Source organism: Paenibacillus suaedae, assembly GCF_032337355.1.
Classification (GTDB): domain Bacteria; phylum Bacillota; class Bacilli; order Paenibacillales; family Paenibacillaceae; genus Paenibacillus_B; species Paenibacillus_B suaedae.
Genome location: NZ_JAVYAA010000003.1, coordinates 454,059 through 469,487 on the forward strand (window position 1 = coordinate 454,059; position 15,429 = coordinate 469,487).

The window sequence follows — 15,429 nt, forward strand, 5'->3', positions numbered from 1 at the left end:
TGCTTCGACTATATCCGTATCTTCATCCGAATAAGTAGGAATGAGATAGCCTGAGTCATCACAAGTAAGATGGGAAAGTCCTCCTATTTTCCATTGAATGTGACGCAATCCACAATTAAATCGGATAGTCATGAAAAAAAGGTCGAGAGCAGGGCGCCATATTACCCTGAACTCGACCTTTGTCTTATTAGATAGGATCCCGCAGAAGGTAAGCTAACGAATTGGACAGCCTCATTCCGTGGTTATCGTCATATTACTCAGTACGATCCTGTTGCCGCTGCTCCGTTTTGACTGCGCCAATCGTACTTCCTGCTGCAATCCGTATCAATTTCGCCTTAGATACTCCAATTTGTTGTGAAGTATAGATACCGGTATGACCTGAAAATAAATAGCTGATTAAGCAGGCGATAAACATATAAATGGCGCCCTCAGAACCGAACAATTCAATTCCCATCAGGAAGCAGGCGATCGGTGTGTTCGTTGCTCCACAAAATACGGCAATAAATCCGAGTGCAGCCAAGAAGGGGGCATACAACTGCAAGATGCCCGACAATGCATTGCCTAATGTAGCTCCGATGGCAAATAACGGCGTGACCTCACCGCCCTGAAAGCCTGCACCCAACGTAAAGGAAGTGAAAATGAGCTTCCCAAGAAAGGCAAATGGAGATACGTCCTCCGTAAATGAGTTCTGAATAAGCGGAATTCCTAAGCCAAGATAATCGCGTGATCCGACGATATACACAAATGCGATAATAACAAGTCCGCCTACTGCACTTTTGAGCATCGGATTTGCGAATAGCTTGGCGTACCCTTTTTTCAAATAGTGGGTCAGTTGACTGAACAGCCGGCTCGTAAGTCCGAACAAGATGGAGGCCAGCACAACCTTTCCCAGTACAAGCAGCGATAACTCCGGAAATTCATTGACGACGTAATGGACATGTGATACTCCCCATACTGACGAGGTGACAATATTCCCGACAAAGCTCGCTACGAATGCTGGAACCAAGGCCTCGTGACGGATGAGTCCGATGGCCAGCACCTCAAGTCCAAATACTGTACCCGCAAGCGGGGTGCCGAATATAGAACCGAACCCACCACTAATGCCGCAGATGAGAAGAATTCTACGATCAGTGTGATCGACTCGCAGCATTTTGCCAAGCCATTCGGATAAGCTGCCGCCCATCTGGACTGCCGTCCCTTCACGGCCTGCGGAGCCGCCGAACAGATGCGTAATGAGCGTACCGAACAAGACTAGGGGCGCCATACGCAGTGGAATCGCTTCTTTGCCATCATGAATCTGTTCAATAATAAGATTATTGCCTTTCGCGCTGTTCTTACCGAATTTCAAATACATGTAACTGACCACAGCACCGCCCAGCGGCAACAGGTACAACAACCAAGGATGCTCGATTCTCGTCCCCGTAACATAGTCCAAGCTGATGAGAAATATCGCAGAAGCAGAACCAGTCAATAGCCCAACGATACTCCCAAGTACAATCCACTTTAATAAAGAAGCCATAATAGCGGCGTATGTAGATTTCTGTAAGACAGGTACGAGCAACCCTCTCCATTTCTTCACAACATCTCATCATCCTTTCTGTCTTTACCATTCTGGACAAAAAAACAGACTCCTACCAGGGAAGTTATTCTCTGGTAGGAGTCATTAGCCTAGACGGCGGTTATGGCGAACTCCATCGCCTATTCAACTTAATATAGATGTATTTTATTTCATTTCATCCGCATAGTCAATTCTAATCCGAAGTAAGACGCGCTTAAAACCTAATTCTCCGTACAGCAATTGCGGTAAGCCTGTCGAAATCATAACGAACAAGCGGTTGCCGGGATACATCGTAAATACGGATGCAGTCTCATTCGGCATTGCACCGCCCGTTCCGCCTGTGAAGGACATATTAAGGAGCGATCAGCTTCGTACATTGCACAAGAGCTCCTTACAATGATGATGAGCTGCTTGCATTGAAAAATTTTTCCCAATTCGTTTAAAAAAATGCTCAACGACGATAATTGAAATAGATTGATCACAAATATCCACAATATAGGAAATGGAGGATTACGACATATTTTAGCTAGTTTAGGGATCCTCATTATTGCAGCCACCATTATTATCATGGAATACCCAGCATTGTCGAAGAGCGGAAGTAAACAAGAAGCTGTCGCATTCGGTACACTGCTTACACTCGGCACAGTACTTGGCATCGCTCTGGCATTTCATGTTAAGGTACCAAGTCCGCTGGACATGGTTGCAACCATCTATAAACCAATTACACGCCTGATTTCAACATTCTTGAAGGGATGAACGAGAGGAGCAATCATGATGGGAAAAGGGGAACAGAATAATATCAGCGTTCGTCAGTTTACAATTCTCGTCTTCTTATATTCCGTTGGAACTGCGATTTTAGTTATCCCTTCAAGCTTGGCAGAAGAGGTGAAGCAGGATGCATGGATTGCTTCAATTATTAGCATTGGAATAAGCATGCTTCTTGTGAAGCTGTATAGCATCGTCGCACAGCATCATCCGAGAATGACACTCGTTGAAATGATTGAGAAGCGCTTAGGAAAATGGATTGGGACAGCTATTTCGTGGTTCTTCGTTTTCTTTGCATTAATTACTTCATCGGAGCTGCTAAACTATATGGGCTTCTTCATGACAACTCAGATATTGCCCAATACTCCTATGATCGCTACGAATATCATATTCGCATTCATCGTTGTTATGGGCGTGCGCTTAGGCTTAGAGGTGCTTGCAAGATCTGCAGAGATTGTATTTCCATACTTCATACTCTTGCTCCTCATTCTATTGTTATGCATTGCGCCACAGATCGATATACATAAGATTCAGCCTATCTTCGAGTCGAGTATGAAGCCGATGATCCGTGCGACATTATTGTTCAGCAGTATATACTTGTTTCCAGCTGTCGTCTTCTTAATGATCTATCCGTCATCCACTCCAGAAGTGAGCAAAGCAACAAAAGCGTTCTATATCGGAGTGCTTCTAGCCGGTATTGTGTTGACAATCATTATCGCCTGTACGATCCTGGTTCTCGGAGCAGAGACAACTTCACGGCAATTATATCCGAGCTATGCGCTGGCAAAAAGAATTATGGTAGGTACTTTTTTTCAGCATGTCGAAGTAGTTGTAGCTGTCATGTGGTTCATTACCATTTACTTCAAAATGTCGATGTATTTTTACGTCTCGTGTGTAGGTCTGTCACAGACATTGCGACTGCACGATTACCGCATCCTTGTGTATCCGTTAGGTCTTCTATTAGTCATCTTCTCCATAATTGTTCATCCGAGCTCGGTGCACTACAGCGATTATAACAAGACAACCTGGATTCCGTTCGTTGCTACCTTCGGAATCTTAGTCCCGCTTCTGCTGCTCGCTGTTTCTATTCGATACAAGCGGGCACAATCGAGAGAGGAATCATGTCATCAAGAGGGGAGTAAGGAGTAGGCAATACGGATACGGTCATGTTCTGTGGTGCGCCATTGCCATCATGTTCTCACACAAAGCAGTCTAACATCCGACTTTACATTGGTGGAATGATTTGTTATTATCTATCCCAATAAAAGAAACGCGATGATGAGAAGAGTAAGGAAATATGCCCATATACAGAGAGCTCCTGCAGCTGAGAAGGAGCAATGAGCCATTTCCCGAACCAAGCCTCTGAGCAGCATGCCGGATCCGTTCAACCGTGGGATGGCATGACGGGAGCTCCCGTTACAGAGCTAGAGTATAAGCATGCTTCTTATGCCGTACTTGATGAGATTAATATGGCGACATATTAATGAACCCGGGGTGGTACCACGATAACTTCGTCCCCAAGACTTAACGTCTTGGAGGTGAGGTTTTTTTATTGCGTTTTTTAGATATGTGTTAACACTCGATTCACCCCACAAGTTCATGAGGAGGCGTCACCATGAATCAAGATACTGCCTATTCAACTGACCATTATTTATACAGACTCATACATGAGGAACAGGAAGCTTCGCCGTTCAGTCGAAGCATGTGCACGCGGTTCCCCCCAGAGCCGAATGGCTATCTCCACATTGGGAGCGCCTATGCCATCCACACAAGCTATATGCTTGCGAAGCAGTATGGAGGCTCATTTCATCTGCGATTCGACGACACGAATCCTCTGAAGGAGGACATCCATTATGTTCACTCCATCATTGAGGATATGAAATGGCTTGGATATGACCCCGATTATATTTATTATGGATCGGACTATTCGGAGCAGATTTACCAAGCAGCTGTGACCTTAATTAGAAAAGGGAAGGCCTATGTCTGCGATCTTGCGCCAGACGAAGTAGCGAAATATCGGGGGACGTTGACAGAGCCTGGCCGAAATAGCCCTTATCGCAGCCGCACGATACAAGAGAACTTAGAGCTATTTACTAACATGAGACAAGGAGTCTTTCCTACCGCATCTAAAGTGCTTCGCGCCAAGATCGATATGAGCTCGCCGAACATGAATTTGCGGGATCCGGTTTTATATCGAATTATTCATGCTGCGCACTATCGAACCAAGGATAACTGGTGTATATACCCAATGTATGATTTTGCCCATCCGATTCAAGACGCCATCGAAGGCATCACGTACTCGTTATGCTCGCTTGAATTCAAAGACCATCGTCCGCTGTACGAGTGGGTTCTCCGCGAACTCGAAGTTCCAGAGCCTCCAAGGCAGCGCGAATTCGGACGATTGAATCTTACGGGTGTCGTAACAAGCAAGCGTTACTTACGTCAGTTAGTCGAGGAGAGACTCGTTGAGGGCTGGGACGATCCAAGATTGCCAACGATTCGGGGCCTTCGTAGAAGAGGGTACACGTCAGAGAGTATACGCGCATTCATCGAAGAGATCGGCAGTATTCGGACGGAGAGCACCGCGAATATCTCGCTGCTGGATCATTACGCAAGACAGGATCTTCAAGACCGAACTAGCGGCATCATGGCAGTACTGCACCCGTTAAAGGTTGTCATAACAAACTATCCTGAGGATAAGGTAGAATGGCTGCAATTGGAGAACAATCCTCATAATGAGCAGCTGGGCCAACGGGATGTTCCCTTTTCGAGAACCATTTATATCGAGCGAGATGATTTTCTGGAGCAGCCACCAAGCCAGTTCCACCGGCTACGTCCAAATGGCGAGGTTCGATTGAAGGGTGCTTATTTTATCCGGTGTGATGAAGTAATCAAAGATCCAGCAACCGACGAAATTACAGAACTTCGATGCACATATGATCCGGTCACGAAGAGCGGCACAGGCTTTACTGGACGGAAAGTGAAGGGAACCATTCACTGGGTGTCAGCTGCTCATGCGGTGGAGGCCGTCGTTCATTTGTACGAAAACCTCTTGCTAGATGAGTCTGTGCCGAAGGATAACGACATCATCTGGACTGACCGAATCTGCCCAGACTCACATACTCGTATCTCAAACGTTATGTTGGAGCCTTGGGCAGCACAAGCTCTAACAGAACAGCGATTCCAGTTTATCAGACATGGTTATTTTGCCAGGGAGCAAGGTAGGGAGGGCACACATCTCGAATTTCATCGGATCGTACCGTTGAAGGATTCCTGGGTCAAGAAATAAGCTCTGTATGGTGCGAATCATTTGGATGCCACTTATGCTGTATAATCTGCTTGTCGTTTCATTGCTGTGAAGACGTTTGTTGTTGAAGTATTGGCGAAATAACATGATAGATCTTTGCTTTTCTGCAAAATGTATCATTTTCTTTGGAGAATATGAACGAAAATGGAGAAAGAGCTCTCTCGAAGGAACACATTCGGGAGAGCTTATTTTATTGCTGTGATTCATCCAGACTGTACTGTTTGGAGATCAGTATGGCTTTTCTTTGGCCGCTGGAACAATTGCTTCAAGCTGTCGTAATTGATAAAGGCTGTGCCGACAATAATGATTACTGCACCAGCAGCCGATACCCATGTGATCCTCTCCCCATAGAACAGTACGCCAACTACGAGCGCGAGCATCGGAGATACGTACAGCCAAGTAGAAGCAAATATTGGCGTCGTCTTGGCGACAAGCCAATAGAACAGGCTATGCCCAATCATCGAACCAATCACAATTAAATAAAGCAATGAGCCAAGTGCGCGACCAGATAGCATACTCCCAAAGTCCCAATCCTCCGTAAATGCGGATAGAGTAAGCAGTAGAGCTCCTCCATATATCATCTGAACCGCATTAAGTGCAAATGGTGACGTAGTTGCAAAGCGCTTTGCAACCCGTTTGGAGTAAATTGCACCCCCTGCATAGAACAATTGACCTAAGATTATAACGATGCTGCCGACAATAACCCATACGCTTGCCGATACTGAGATCCCAGGTACTAGCATAAGAACAACTCCTAGGAATCCTATGACACAACCTAGTAAAGCGTGAATGGTGGGTTTGTGGCGCATGAAGATCATCTGCAGCACAAGTACTAGAATAGGCGCTGTAGCTGACAGAATCGCTGCGATCCCCGAAGCAACAAATTGTTCTCCCCAATATAGAGCAGCAAAAGTTCCGAACGTAAGACCTATCCCTGTAAGGAGCGAATCTTTGTGCAATAACAAGGACAGGCTTGCTTTCTTCCTCCATAGCATCCAACTGAACAATAGGATTCCAGCAATGAAAAATCGAAGCCCCCCTGACAGGAAAGGCGGGGCAGAGGCGTCCACACCAATTTTCACCGCTAGGAAGGTTGTGCTGAAGATAAGACAAACGAGCACATAATTGAAGATAACCATGGTTCCTCCTCCTTTTGGATTGATCATACACGCTGTGAGATAGGACAGATTACTACAAATAGAACAGATTACTTCGATACGTTAATCAATGGAAGGAAGATAAGATCATGTCCATACGATGAGAGCAAGTGTAATAACGATCAGTATCCACCTTACTATCGTTTCATTGGATGTAAACACGATGTTGGTTTCCAGCCTAATTATAGGAGTACACGTCTGTAATGACGCGTAGAAACGGAACATACTTTATGTCTTTACCTTGCGTTGTTTACCCAATCATTTCTTTCATATGTTCATATAATTATAGGGTAATTGAAAATACAACTTGCGGGAGGGATTTCATTTGTCACAATCTAATATCCCTAATATTACTCCTATTATTTCTGTAACTAGAGACGATGCAATCAATTTATTGTTATCTTCTATTGCTTTGGAAGAGCTCGGATTAAGCCACATTATTAATGCTGAAGGTGAAAAAATTCAGTTTGCTTTAGGTACTTTACCAGGTGTTACTTCTCCACCTGCTACAATTAGCGACATTTTACTTGTAAACCAAAGTGTAAGAGATACAATTCAAGACTTAACCAAAAAAGAATTTCTTCTGCAGAATAAACTAGATAGCATCTTGTCTACACCGATATCTGTAGGTCCAACAGGGCCGACAGGCCCTACCGGCCCTAGTACTGGCGTTACTGGTACTACAGGCGCAACAGGCGCTACGGGGGCTGCTGGTGTTACAGGCGCAACAGGTGCTACTGGCGGTGCTGGCGCAACAGGTGCTACTGGAACTACAGGTGTAACAGGTGCTATCGGCGCTACTGGAGCTACAGGCACTACAGGTGCTACTGGCGTAACTGGAGTTCCTGGTACAGGAGCCATTATCCCATTTGCTTCCGGTGTACCTGTACTATTGACCACGCTCGCAGGCGGATTGGTAGGAACAGGCGGACTGATTGGATTTGGAAACTCTGCGCCGACCGTAAGCGCATTAGGTGCAACGATTGATCTTACAGGAGCAGCAGGTCTGCTTCTGAACATGGCATTCTCGATGCCGCGTAATGGCATAATTACGTCTATTTCTGCTTACTTCAGTACGACAATAGCCCTTAGTCTAATTGGAGCAACTGCAACGATACAGGCACAATTATGGGAATCAACTACACCGAACAACACATTCACTCCAATTCCAGGAGCTATCGTTACACTAGCACCATCACTTTCTGGAATCGTAGCAATTGGTACTATTTCTCATGGAGCAACAACGGGGTTGTCAATACCTGTAACAACAGAGACTCGTTTGTTAATGGTCTTCTCGGTTACAACAACAGGTCTGACATTGGGTACTACGGTTGCAGGGTATGCAAGCGCTGGTGTAGCAATTACGTAATCACTATCATTAGGACGAAATAATTAATATCACGCATTGAATCGGCAGTAATACACTTTTCATAGAAAGGCGTGGAAGCTGCCGATTCTTTGCTTTGTTCATATGAATAATTTCAAGTCCGATCAATGGTTCACATTTCTTCTGCTATATTCTTGCAAAGGCAATCTGCATGCTCTTCTAAGTTAGATAACATGACAGAATCTATCAGTTAATTCATAATCGAATTGTATAGAATCTTTCAGAACCTACATATGGAACAGGAGCAAGAGTTAAAATATTGTTGGCTTCCTCAACCGCAATTATTTCTCTCCCGGGATCAAGAAAAATCCGTTTACCGGCATAATCAATCCGTTTTGCGGTAGCAGGATCAATCCTTTTTCTTATACCATCTAGAGGGAATCATCCGAAGAAGATGTAGGGGAGAGGAGGGCCATTCAAGATGGCTAGAATTCGATTTAGCGTATTTTTCAGTGTATTTGTCTCGATGGTAGCGTTAATGATCATTGCGCCGGTCATGCCGCCGCTCATTCGTGAATTGGGATTAAGTGAGGTGCATTCAGGCATCATCATTTCATTAGGCTCTGTCGCCATGGCCATTATGGCTCCTGTATGGGGACGACTCAGTGATCTCAAAGGGAGAAAGCCGGTTATCTTAATGGGCTTCATCGGAATGTTCGTCAGTTATGTCATTTTCACTGCAACGATGTATGCCGGATTACATGGAGCAATAGAAGGGGGGCTGCTCCTTGGACTTCTAATCGCTGCACGAGCCATGGTTGGCATGTTCATTCCAGCTGTACCTTCATCCGCACAGGCGTATATGGCTGACGTAACCGATGAGAAGGGGCGTTCTTCAGGCATGGCCCTTATAGGGGCAGCAAACGGGCTTGGGCTTGTGCTCGGTCCTGCAATTGCCGCTGTATTCGCATTTATTGGGCTGATATGGCCTCTGTATATTGGGGCATTACTACCGATTATCGCATTCTTTGTCGTGCTCATGTTAGTTCCTACTCATAAGCAGTTGAATCACACCAAGCCGCCCAAAGTGAGTCCGTTCCAGAGAGGGATTCCCCTTAACTTACTAGCCGGGATGATTACCATGCTCAGTATCATTACGCTGCAGGTAGTTGGCGGCTTCTATTTTCAAGACCAGCTTGCACTCACTACGCAAGAAACTGCCCGCATGGTATCCATGGGATTAATGCTGACAGGATTCGCAATGATTTTGACGCAGGGCATTCAAATGAAGACATCGAAGCTGCATCCCAAGCAGCTGCTGCTCATCGGATCGCTGCTCCTTCTATGCAGTATCGCACTGTTCTTGTTTATTAATAGCTTACTCAGCTACTATATCGCGTTCTCCCTGTTCGGAGTAGGGGCAGGATTGTTGATGCCCGGCTTCATGACAGGCGCATCGCTTGCGGTATCCAGTGAACAACAGGGAGGGGTTGCAGGACTGATTTCGGCCGTACAAGGAATTTCTGCGGTAATTGCACCTATTCTAAGCACGATGCTGTATCGGCTGGATAAGCATGTTCCATTTGCAATCATGGGTGTACTCGTTCTTATATTGAGCATTACTATGGTTGCTGTACTGAATAAGACGGCCATAAGCAATTCAGCTATCGAGAAATAAAATAAGACTCTAACCGTAGACTAATAAGCATCTAAAAATAACAAGAACGGCAAGAAGACAAGTGAAATGGTAAAAAGAGATTTTTTATTTTCATTCATTGATAATGATAATCATTTGCTTTAATATGGAGATATATACATGGATTTGCTCGATTTGGACTAACATTGGGGGACGGCACATCAGGATCGTCACATCTAAGCCTGCCAGGCTTCATAGGAATATACCGACACTGGATTGCTTTGTTCATGTACCATACAGAAACTTATATAGACATGGAGTGGGGGAGAAGGTCTTGAAACTGCACATCGATTCCCGCGACTTAAACGATACATTCGGAGATTTCATAGATATCACTCCTTCACTTCGGCCAAATGACCAGAAGCGCATCTATTCCATTCTGGCACCCAGCGGAACAGGGCATCTACAGCGATTTCTCTTAAGAAAAGGGCTAGAAATCAATTTTTTCGACGCAGAATTTCATCGTCCGGTAACGATGGACGTCGATATCCATTATCCGCATCTTGAAATTTCATATACGACTTCAGGCAGCGGCAGCTGGTCAGCATCATCGCAAGAATATGCAATGACCCCGGGGATGTCCTCGCTCATCTATGTCAAGGAAGCCAACATGATTGCGCAGCTGCACCCTAATGAACGGATGCAGCATATGGAGCTCCGGATTGATCTCAGGTATTTCGACAACGATCTTCCTGAGCTTGAACGATTGACTCGCAGCTCCGTCTTCTGTAAGCAAACGGCTGGCTCAGCCCAGATCTCATTGCTTGTAGAACAGATGAAGCAGTGCCCTTACCAAGGCGCGCTCCAAAAGCTATATTTGGAAGGAAAAGCGCTTGAGCTGCTGGCGCTTCATTTAGATGGCTTGGAAGAGAAGGGGCAAGCGCAACAGACCACTTCCAAGCTGACTGCCGAAGACATTCAATGTCTGTATGAAGCGAAGGATATCTTGACAAGAACGTGGAAGCAGCCGCCCAGCCTGCTTGGGCTTGCGCGCTTAACAGGACTTAATGATTATAAGTTGAAGCTAGGTTTCAAGACATTATTCGGGACTACTGTATTTGGTTACGTACGGGAACTGCGCATGAATGAAGCAAGACGAGTGCTGGAACGAGGGGAAGCCAATGTAAGCCAGACGGCAATGATGGTTGGGTATCATAATGTCAGCCATTTTGCTTCTCTCTTCCGGAAAACCTATGGCTACAACCCAAGTGAATGCGGCCGATTGACCGCATCAACTTCACGGCATGAGCTGTACAAGATTTGAGTAGAATGCACTAGGGGTAGTGCTCGGATAATTATAGAAGGTTTTTAGGATTCATGTCTGAGATGCGTGCTTCAATACTGACTGGATCACGATTGCTGTAATTCCCTATGGTATGGTCGTACATGTGCTTAACTAGAACAGATTACTTCAAATAGAACAGATTGAAGATGAATGTAGTACAATATAAGTTCAGATAGGAAAGGGGCGTGCCGATGCGATCCAAGCAAATATATGATTACATATTGACGAATATTGAACGAGGAGAGTGGGGGGCTCATGATAAGCTCCCTTCGGTACGATCCCTTGCCGCTGAACTCGGCGTGAATCGATTGACCGTGTTCAAAGTCTACAAATTGTTGAAGCAGCACGGTGTGACCTATGTCAAGGAGAAATCCGGCTACTACGTAAGCCCATCGAAGTCAGCAGTTGAACTGGATTATTTCAATAGTAAGAACAGCTCAACAGCCATACAGTTAACAAGCAATCTGTCCGATATTCACCGAGTGGCGGCTAACTATAAATTTTCTCAAGCTATAATCGATCCGAATTTACTGCCTAATCTGTTCCTGTCGGAATACGTAAAGAAAGTATTCGATAAGTACCCCAAGCTCATGGGAAGCTATTCAACACCGCAAGGGGATGAGGAACTGCGTGATGTGCTGTGTCAATATTTCATGCGGCAATATCGAGTCGATCTGACTATTGACGAAATTCTGATCACAACGGGTGCACAGCAGGCGATTGATCTCCTAGCCAGAATCCTAATTAGACCGCTCGATGCCATTCTCGTAGAGCGGCCAACATACAGCGCTGCGATTGACATCTTCCGAGGGCATGGCGCCCGATTGATACCGGTGGAGTTCACGCCGGAGGGGTACGATTTGGAAGCGATAGAGAAGCTGATGAAGCAGCATCGTCCACGAATGTTCTATATGAACCCAACCTTCCATAATCCGACGGGTTATACGCTTCCTCCGTCCCAGCGCAAGCAACTTGTAGAATTGGCTGAGCGGTATCGTTGCATGCTTGTGGAAGATGATGCATTTCATGATATTTATTTCGATGAGGGGCCGCCGCAGCCTTTATTCATGTATGATACCTATGGATGGGTTGTCTATCTGCGAAGCTTCAGCAAGTACGTTGCTCCTGGTTTGCGCATTTGCGCGGTGTTCGCTCGCAAATCGATGATCGATCCGCTGATTACAGCCAAATCGCTTGCAGATAACGGAACACCACTCGTCACGCAAAAAATATTTCTTCATTATTATCAATCTGAACGGATGCAGCAGCACCTAGAGAAGTTGCGGATCGCGCTGCAAATTAGACGGGACGTAATGGAAGAGGAACTATCGGCAGCCCCCATTGATTGGAGATGGACAACGCCGCAAGGCGGATTGAACATATGGCTCCGTCTGCCAAGCAACATTTCCTGTGGCGCACTCCTGCACAACTGTTTCCAGCAATCTATTTCCTTTGTCCCTGGTCATATATGTGATCCGCTGAACGACATGCAATCTTGGATTCGTCTAAGCTATTCACTCATGAACGAGATCCAAATACGAGAGGGAATTCAGCAGCTAGCGCAAATCGCCCAGCGAGTAGCAATAACCGATTCACAACCGATGGTTAATCCGAAATAATCCGAATCCTGAAAGGGGAATGGAATAATGAAAAAATACATTATTTTCGGTGCAAGTAAGGGACTAGGTGATGCATTCGTAAAAGGTTTGCCCAAGCAAGGAGATCAAGTGTGGGTTGTCTCGCGTAATCGTCCGTCCAGCTTAGATCTGAAAGATGGGGTCAAGCGAATCTGGATTCAAGCTGACCTGTCGCAGCAGGAGGCTTCCTCCCGTATAGCGAATGCAGTTGCAGAAGATGTGATTGATGTAATCATATACAATGTAGGCATTTGGGAACAAGATGGTTTTGGGGACGATTACAATTTCGACAATGATGATCCTGCGGAAATTGCCAGAATTATTCAAGTCAACATTACATCAACAATAACATGTATCCAGTCGCTGCTTCCGAATATCCGCAAGTCAGAAGCAGGCAAGATCATCTTCATTGGTTCGACGGCTGGGCTAGATCATACGAACAATTCACAAGTTTCCTTCGTTGCGTCGAAGTTTGGACTGCGAGGAATAACGAATGCGCTGCGTGAGCATGTTCGCCAAGATCAGATAGCCGTTACCTGCATTAATCCAGGCGAGCTTGCTGCTGAAATTCCTTATGAAGAGGGCGCAGAAAAGGCACTCTCTGCCTATGACAGTACCCGCATCCCAGTACAAGATATCTTATCACTCGTCACATGCGTAATCGGACTATCCAAAGCAGCCTGTGTCAAAGAAATCAATATTCCTGCGATGCAGGATACGAATGCATAAATTCGAATTTACTATCTAAAACCGTGCGATGCACGGTTTTTTGCTTTTCATTCGCAGGATTCGAGTTACACCTAACTAATGGATTGACATTTGTAAAAAAAGGAATATACTCCTCTATAACAGGAGATGATCTGATGAATTTGAATACACCCAAGTTCTCTGCCGTCCCTCGCCGCAAACTGGTGGATCAAGTGCTTGAACAGCTGCACGATGCGCTTGACCACCACTATCGTCCTGGCGATCGAATGCCAACCGAGCCGGAGCTGATGGAGATGTTAGGCGTAGGACGTTCAACGATTCGTGAAGCCGTCAAGATTCTGGTGCATGCTGGAGTGCTGGAAGTGCGACAGGGGGATGGGACGTATGTTCGTTCACGCCCTTCTGATTCAGACTCGTTGGAACAGCGGCTGCTTAGAGCGGAGACTGTGCACATTACCGAAGTGAGAAGCATGATGGATGCTCAGGCAGCACGCTTGGCATCAGAGCGCCGCACGGATACGGAGCTTGAGCGAATGAAGCAGCTTCTTGAAGAACGAAAAAAGGCACTGGAGGTTGGCAATTACGCTGCCTATGTAGATTATGATGTGGAATTCCACTGTTCGATTGCAGAAGCGAGCCACAATCCTGTGCTGATTGATCTGTACCGTGCCTTCTGCAGCGCGCTTCGCGGTGAACTAAGCCACCTCATCGTCGACACGCAGCATTATGAAGACCGGTCGGAGCTGCATGATCAACTGCTGCAGGCGATTGCGAATAGAGACGCCGATACCGCCGTTCGCTTGTCGCTTGCCAATCTGGAGCCGCAAGGCAGCCGCAGAAACAGCAAATAACTGCCGAACACACAAGGGAGAGGAGAGATGTTATGGTTATTGATGTTCGCGATGTAACTTGGAATAGGGATAACAAGATGATTCTGGAACAGGTCTCTTGGGAGGTGAAGCAGGGAGAGCATTGGTGCTTGCTCGGGCTAAATGGCTCGGGGAAGACAACTTTGCTGAATATGATTAACGGCTATATCTGGCCGACCTCAGGCAGCGTATCCGTCCTCGGAAAGAAATTCGGCACATTCGATCTTCGCGAGTTGCGGAAGCAGATCGGTTGGGTAAGCACCTCGCTGCAGCAGAGACTCCATGGACACGAAACAGTTCAGAAGATCGTTCTTAGCGGAAAGTTCGCTTCAATCGGACTATACGATAACATCGAAGAGTCTGATGAGGACAAGGCATTAACCTTAATTAAGCTGCTCGGCTGCGAGCGACTGCTAGGCCGCACTTATGATACATTATCACAGGGCGAGCGGCAGCGTGTGCTCATCGGGCGTGCGTTAATGGCTTCCCCGAAGCTTCTAATCCTCGATGAACCGTGCACGGGACTTGATATCTTCGCGCGTGATCAACTGCTCCACATGATTCAAGCGATTGCACGCGAGCCTGAAGCGCCAACACTCATCTATGTTACGCATCATGTTGAAGAGATCATGCCCTGCTTCAACAAAACGCTGCTTATTAAACAAGGATCTGTATTTTCATCAGGCAATACGGCCGATCAACTGACTTCGGCTCATCTGAGCGAATTTTTCGATTCGACTATCGAGGTGCGGCAAGAGCTGGGACAACGTTATTCCCTTCAATTGCTGTCAAATGAACCACATTATCATAAGTAATGACGGAAGTGGGCGAGAGTGCCCGCTTTAGCGAATCAACCTCCACCTCCTTAGCTATGTGCGATCCGGGAGATGACATCCTTATTTTCATACAAGCAGAGAAACTTGCTGTTCAGCATGTCTAATTAGAATGAAATTAGTAGAGCTGTCTAACGCTGCTTATTTGCAGCACAGACCATGCAATTTACCATGAGGATAATCATTTCCCCATGGTTCTTTTGTGTGGAGACTAGTATATTCCGGTTCAATATGGTAGAATTCGAACAATTTTCTTGTTATTAAATTCATGAATCATGAAGGAATAT

Annotated in this window: 12 protein-coding genes, 1 pseudogene, 1 riboswitch and 1 other annotated feature; of the genes and pseudogenes, 10 read left to right on the top strand and 3 right to left on the bottom strand. The window is 45.9% G+C overall.

The window, feature by feature from the left end; translation table 11 throughout:
• Positions 1 to 253: 253 nt before the first annotated feature.
• Complete coding sequence (locus RQP50_RS15345) at positions 254 to 1,519, bottom strand: voltage-gated chloride channel family protein (RefSeq protein WP_072729640.1); 1,266 nt, start codon at positions 1,517 to 1,519, stop codon at positions 254 to 256.
• A 128-nt stretch (positions 1,520 to 1,647) separates the two neighbouring features.
• Positions 1,648 to 1,708: riboswitch (Fluoride riboswitch) on the bottom strand.
• 63 nt (positions 1,709 to 1,771) lie between these two features.
• Positions 1,772 to 1,885 (bottom strand): annotated as a pseudogene (locus RQP50_RS15350) (ABC transporter substrate-binding protein); the annotation flags it as partial.
• A gap of 240 nt (positions 1,886 to 2,125) precedes the next feature.
• Here RQP50_RS15350 and RQP50_RS15355 point away from each other — a divergent pair.
• From RQP50_RS15355 to RQP50_RS15365, 3 genes are all read left to right on the top strand, one after another.
• Complete coding sequence (locus RQP50_RS15355; RefSeq protein ID WP_227774679.1) at positions 2,126 to 2,314, top strand: hypothetical protein; 189 nt, start codon at positions 2,126 to 2,128, stop codon at positions 2,312 to 2,314.
• A gap of 15 nt (positions 2,315 to 2,329) precedes the next feature.
• Positions 2,330 to 3,472, top strand: coding sequence for a GerAB/ArcD/ProY family transporter (locus RQP50_RS15360; protein ID WP_072729572.1), 1,143 nt, complete (start codon positions 2,330 to 2,332; stop codon positions 3,470 to 3,472).
• 117 nt (positions 3,473 to 3,589) lie between these two features.
• Positions 3,590 to 3,845 (top strand) — a binding site (T-box leader).
• Between the two features lie 93 nt (positions 3,846 to 3,938).
• The gene (locus RQP50_RS15365) at positions 3,939 to 5,612 is read left to right on the top strand and encodes a glutamine--tRNA ligase/YqeY domain fusion protein (RefSeq protein ID WP_072729571.1); all 1,674 of its coding nucleotides are present in this window, start codon (positions 3,939 to 3,941) and stop codon (positions 5,610 to 5,612) included.
• A gap of 221 nt (positions 5,613 to 5,833) precedes the next feature.
• On the opposite strand, the gene RQP50_RS15370 is transcribed toward RQP50_RS15365, so the two are convergent.
• Positions 5,834 to 6,769 carry a DMT family transporter gene (locus RQP50_RS15370; RefSeq protein ID WP_072729570.1) on the bottom strand — a complete coding sequence of 312 codons (936 nt, stop codon included), beginning with the start codon at positions 6,767 to 6,769 and terminating at the stop codon, positions 5,834 to 5,836.
• Between the two features lie 343 nt (positions 6,770 to 7,112).
• Here RQP50_RS15370 and RQP50_RS15375 point away from each other — a divergent pair, with 343 nt between their 5' ends.
• From RQP50_RS15375 to RQP50_RS15405, 7 genes are all read left to right on the top strand, one after another.
• Positions 7,113 to 8,156 (top strand): exosporium glycoprotein BclB-related protein, encoded by a 1,044-nt coding sequence (locus tag RQP50_RS15375; protein WP_315745930.1) that lies wholly within the window; start codon positions 7,113 to 7,115, stop codon positions 8,154 to 8,156.
• A 439-nt stretch (positions 8,157 to 8,595) separates the two neighbouring features.
• Positions 8,596 to 9,792 (top strand): MFS transporter, encoded by a 1,197-nt coding sequence (locus tag RQP50_RS15380; RefSeq protein ID WP_315745931.1) that lies wholly within the window; start codon positions 8,596 to 8,598, stop codon positions 9,790 to 9,792.
• Between the two features lie 292 nt (positions 9,793 to 10,084).
• A complete protein-coding gene (locus tag RQP50_RS15385; protein ID WP_072729567.1) occupies positions 10,085 to 11,074 on the top strand; it encodes a helix-turn-helix transcriptional regulator in 990 nt (329 codons plus the stop codon).
• 212 nt (positions 11,075 to 11,286) lie between these two features.
• On the top strand, positions 11,287 to 12,714 hold the full coding sequence (locus RQP50_RS15390) for an aminotransferase-like domain-containing protein (RefSeq protein ID WP_072729566.1): 1,428 nt from the start codon (positions 11,287 to 11,289) through the stop codon (positions 12,712 to 12,714).
• 27 nt (positions 12,715 to 12,741) lie between these two features.
• Entirely contained in the window at positions 12,742 to 13,461 is a 720-nt protein-coding gene (locus RQP50_RS15395; RefSeq protein WP_072729565.1) for an SDR family NAD(P)-dependent oxidoreductase, read from the top strand.
• Between the two features lie 134 nt (positions 13,462 to 13,595).
• On the top strand, positions 13,596 to 14,291 hold the full coding sequence (locus tag RQP50_RS15400; RefSeq protein WP_315745932.1) for a FadR/GntR family transcriptional regulator: 696 nt from the start codon (positions 13,596 to 13,598) through the stop codon (positions 14,289 to 14,291).
• Positions 14,292 to 14,323: 32 nt separating this feature from the next.
• Positions 14,324 to 15,124, top strand: a complete 801-nt coding sequence (locus RQP50_RS15405) for an ABC transporter ATP-binding protein (protein WP_315745933.1) — start codon at positions 14,324 to 14,326, stop codon at positions 15,122 to 15,124.
• Positions 15,125 to 15,429 lie beyond the last annotated feature (305 nt).

Excerpts from the sequence above, each read along its gene's own strand:
- RQP50_RS15345 (WP_072729640.1), bottom strand. The coding sequence starts at position 1,519 with ATGGCTTCTTTATTAAAGTGGATTGTACTTGGGAGTATCGTTGGGCTA.
- RQP50_RS15355 (WP_227774679.1), top strand. The coding sequence starts at position 2,126 with ATGGAATACCCAGCATTGTCGAAGAGCGGAAGTAAACAAGAAGCTGTC.
- RQP50_RS15360 (WP_072729572.1), top strand. The coding sequence starts at position 2,330 with ATGATGGGAAAAGGGGAACAGAATAATATCAGCGTTCGTCAGTTTACA.
- RQP50_RS15365 (WP_072729571.1), top strand. The coding sequence starts at position 3,939 with ATGAATCAAGATACTGCCTATTCAACTGACCATTATTTATACAGACTC.
- RQP50_RS15370 (WP_072729570.1), bottom strand. The coding sequence starts at position 6,769 with ATGGTTATCTTCAATTATGTGCTCGTTTGTCTTATCTTCAGCACAACC.
- RQP50_RS15380 (WP_315745931.1), top strand. The coding sequence starts at position 8,596 with ATGGCTAGAATTCGATTTAGCGTATTTTTCAGTGTATTTGTCTCGATG.
- RQP50_RS15390 (WP_072729566.1), top strand. The coding sequence starts at position 11,287 with ATGCGATCCAAGCAAATATATGATTACATATTGACGAATATTGAACGA.
- RQP50_RS15395 (WP_072729565.1), top strand. The coding sequence starts at position 12,742 with ATGAAAAAATACATTATTTTCGGTGCAAGTAAGGGACTAGGTGATGCA.
- RQP50_RS15400 (WP_315745932.1), top strand. The coding sequence starts at position 13,596 with ATGAATTTGAATACACCCAAGTTCTCTGCCGTCCCTCGCCGCAAACTG.
- RQP50_RS15405 (WP_315745933.1), top strand. The coding sequence starts at position 14,324 with ATGGTTATTGATGTTCGCGATGTAACTTGGAATAGGGATAACAAGATG.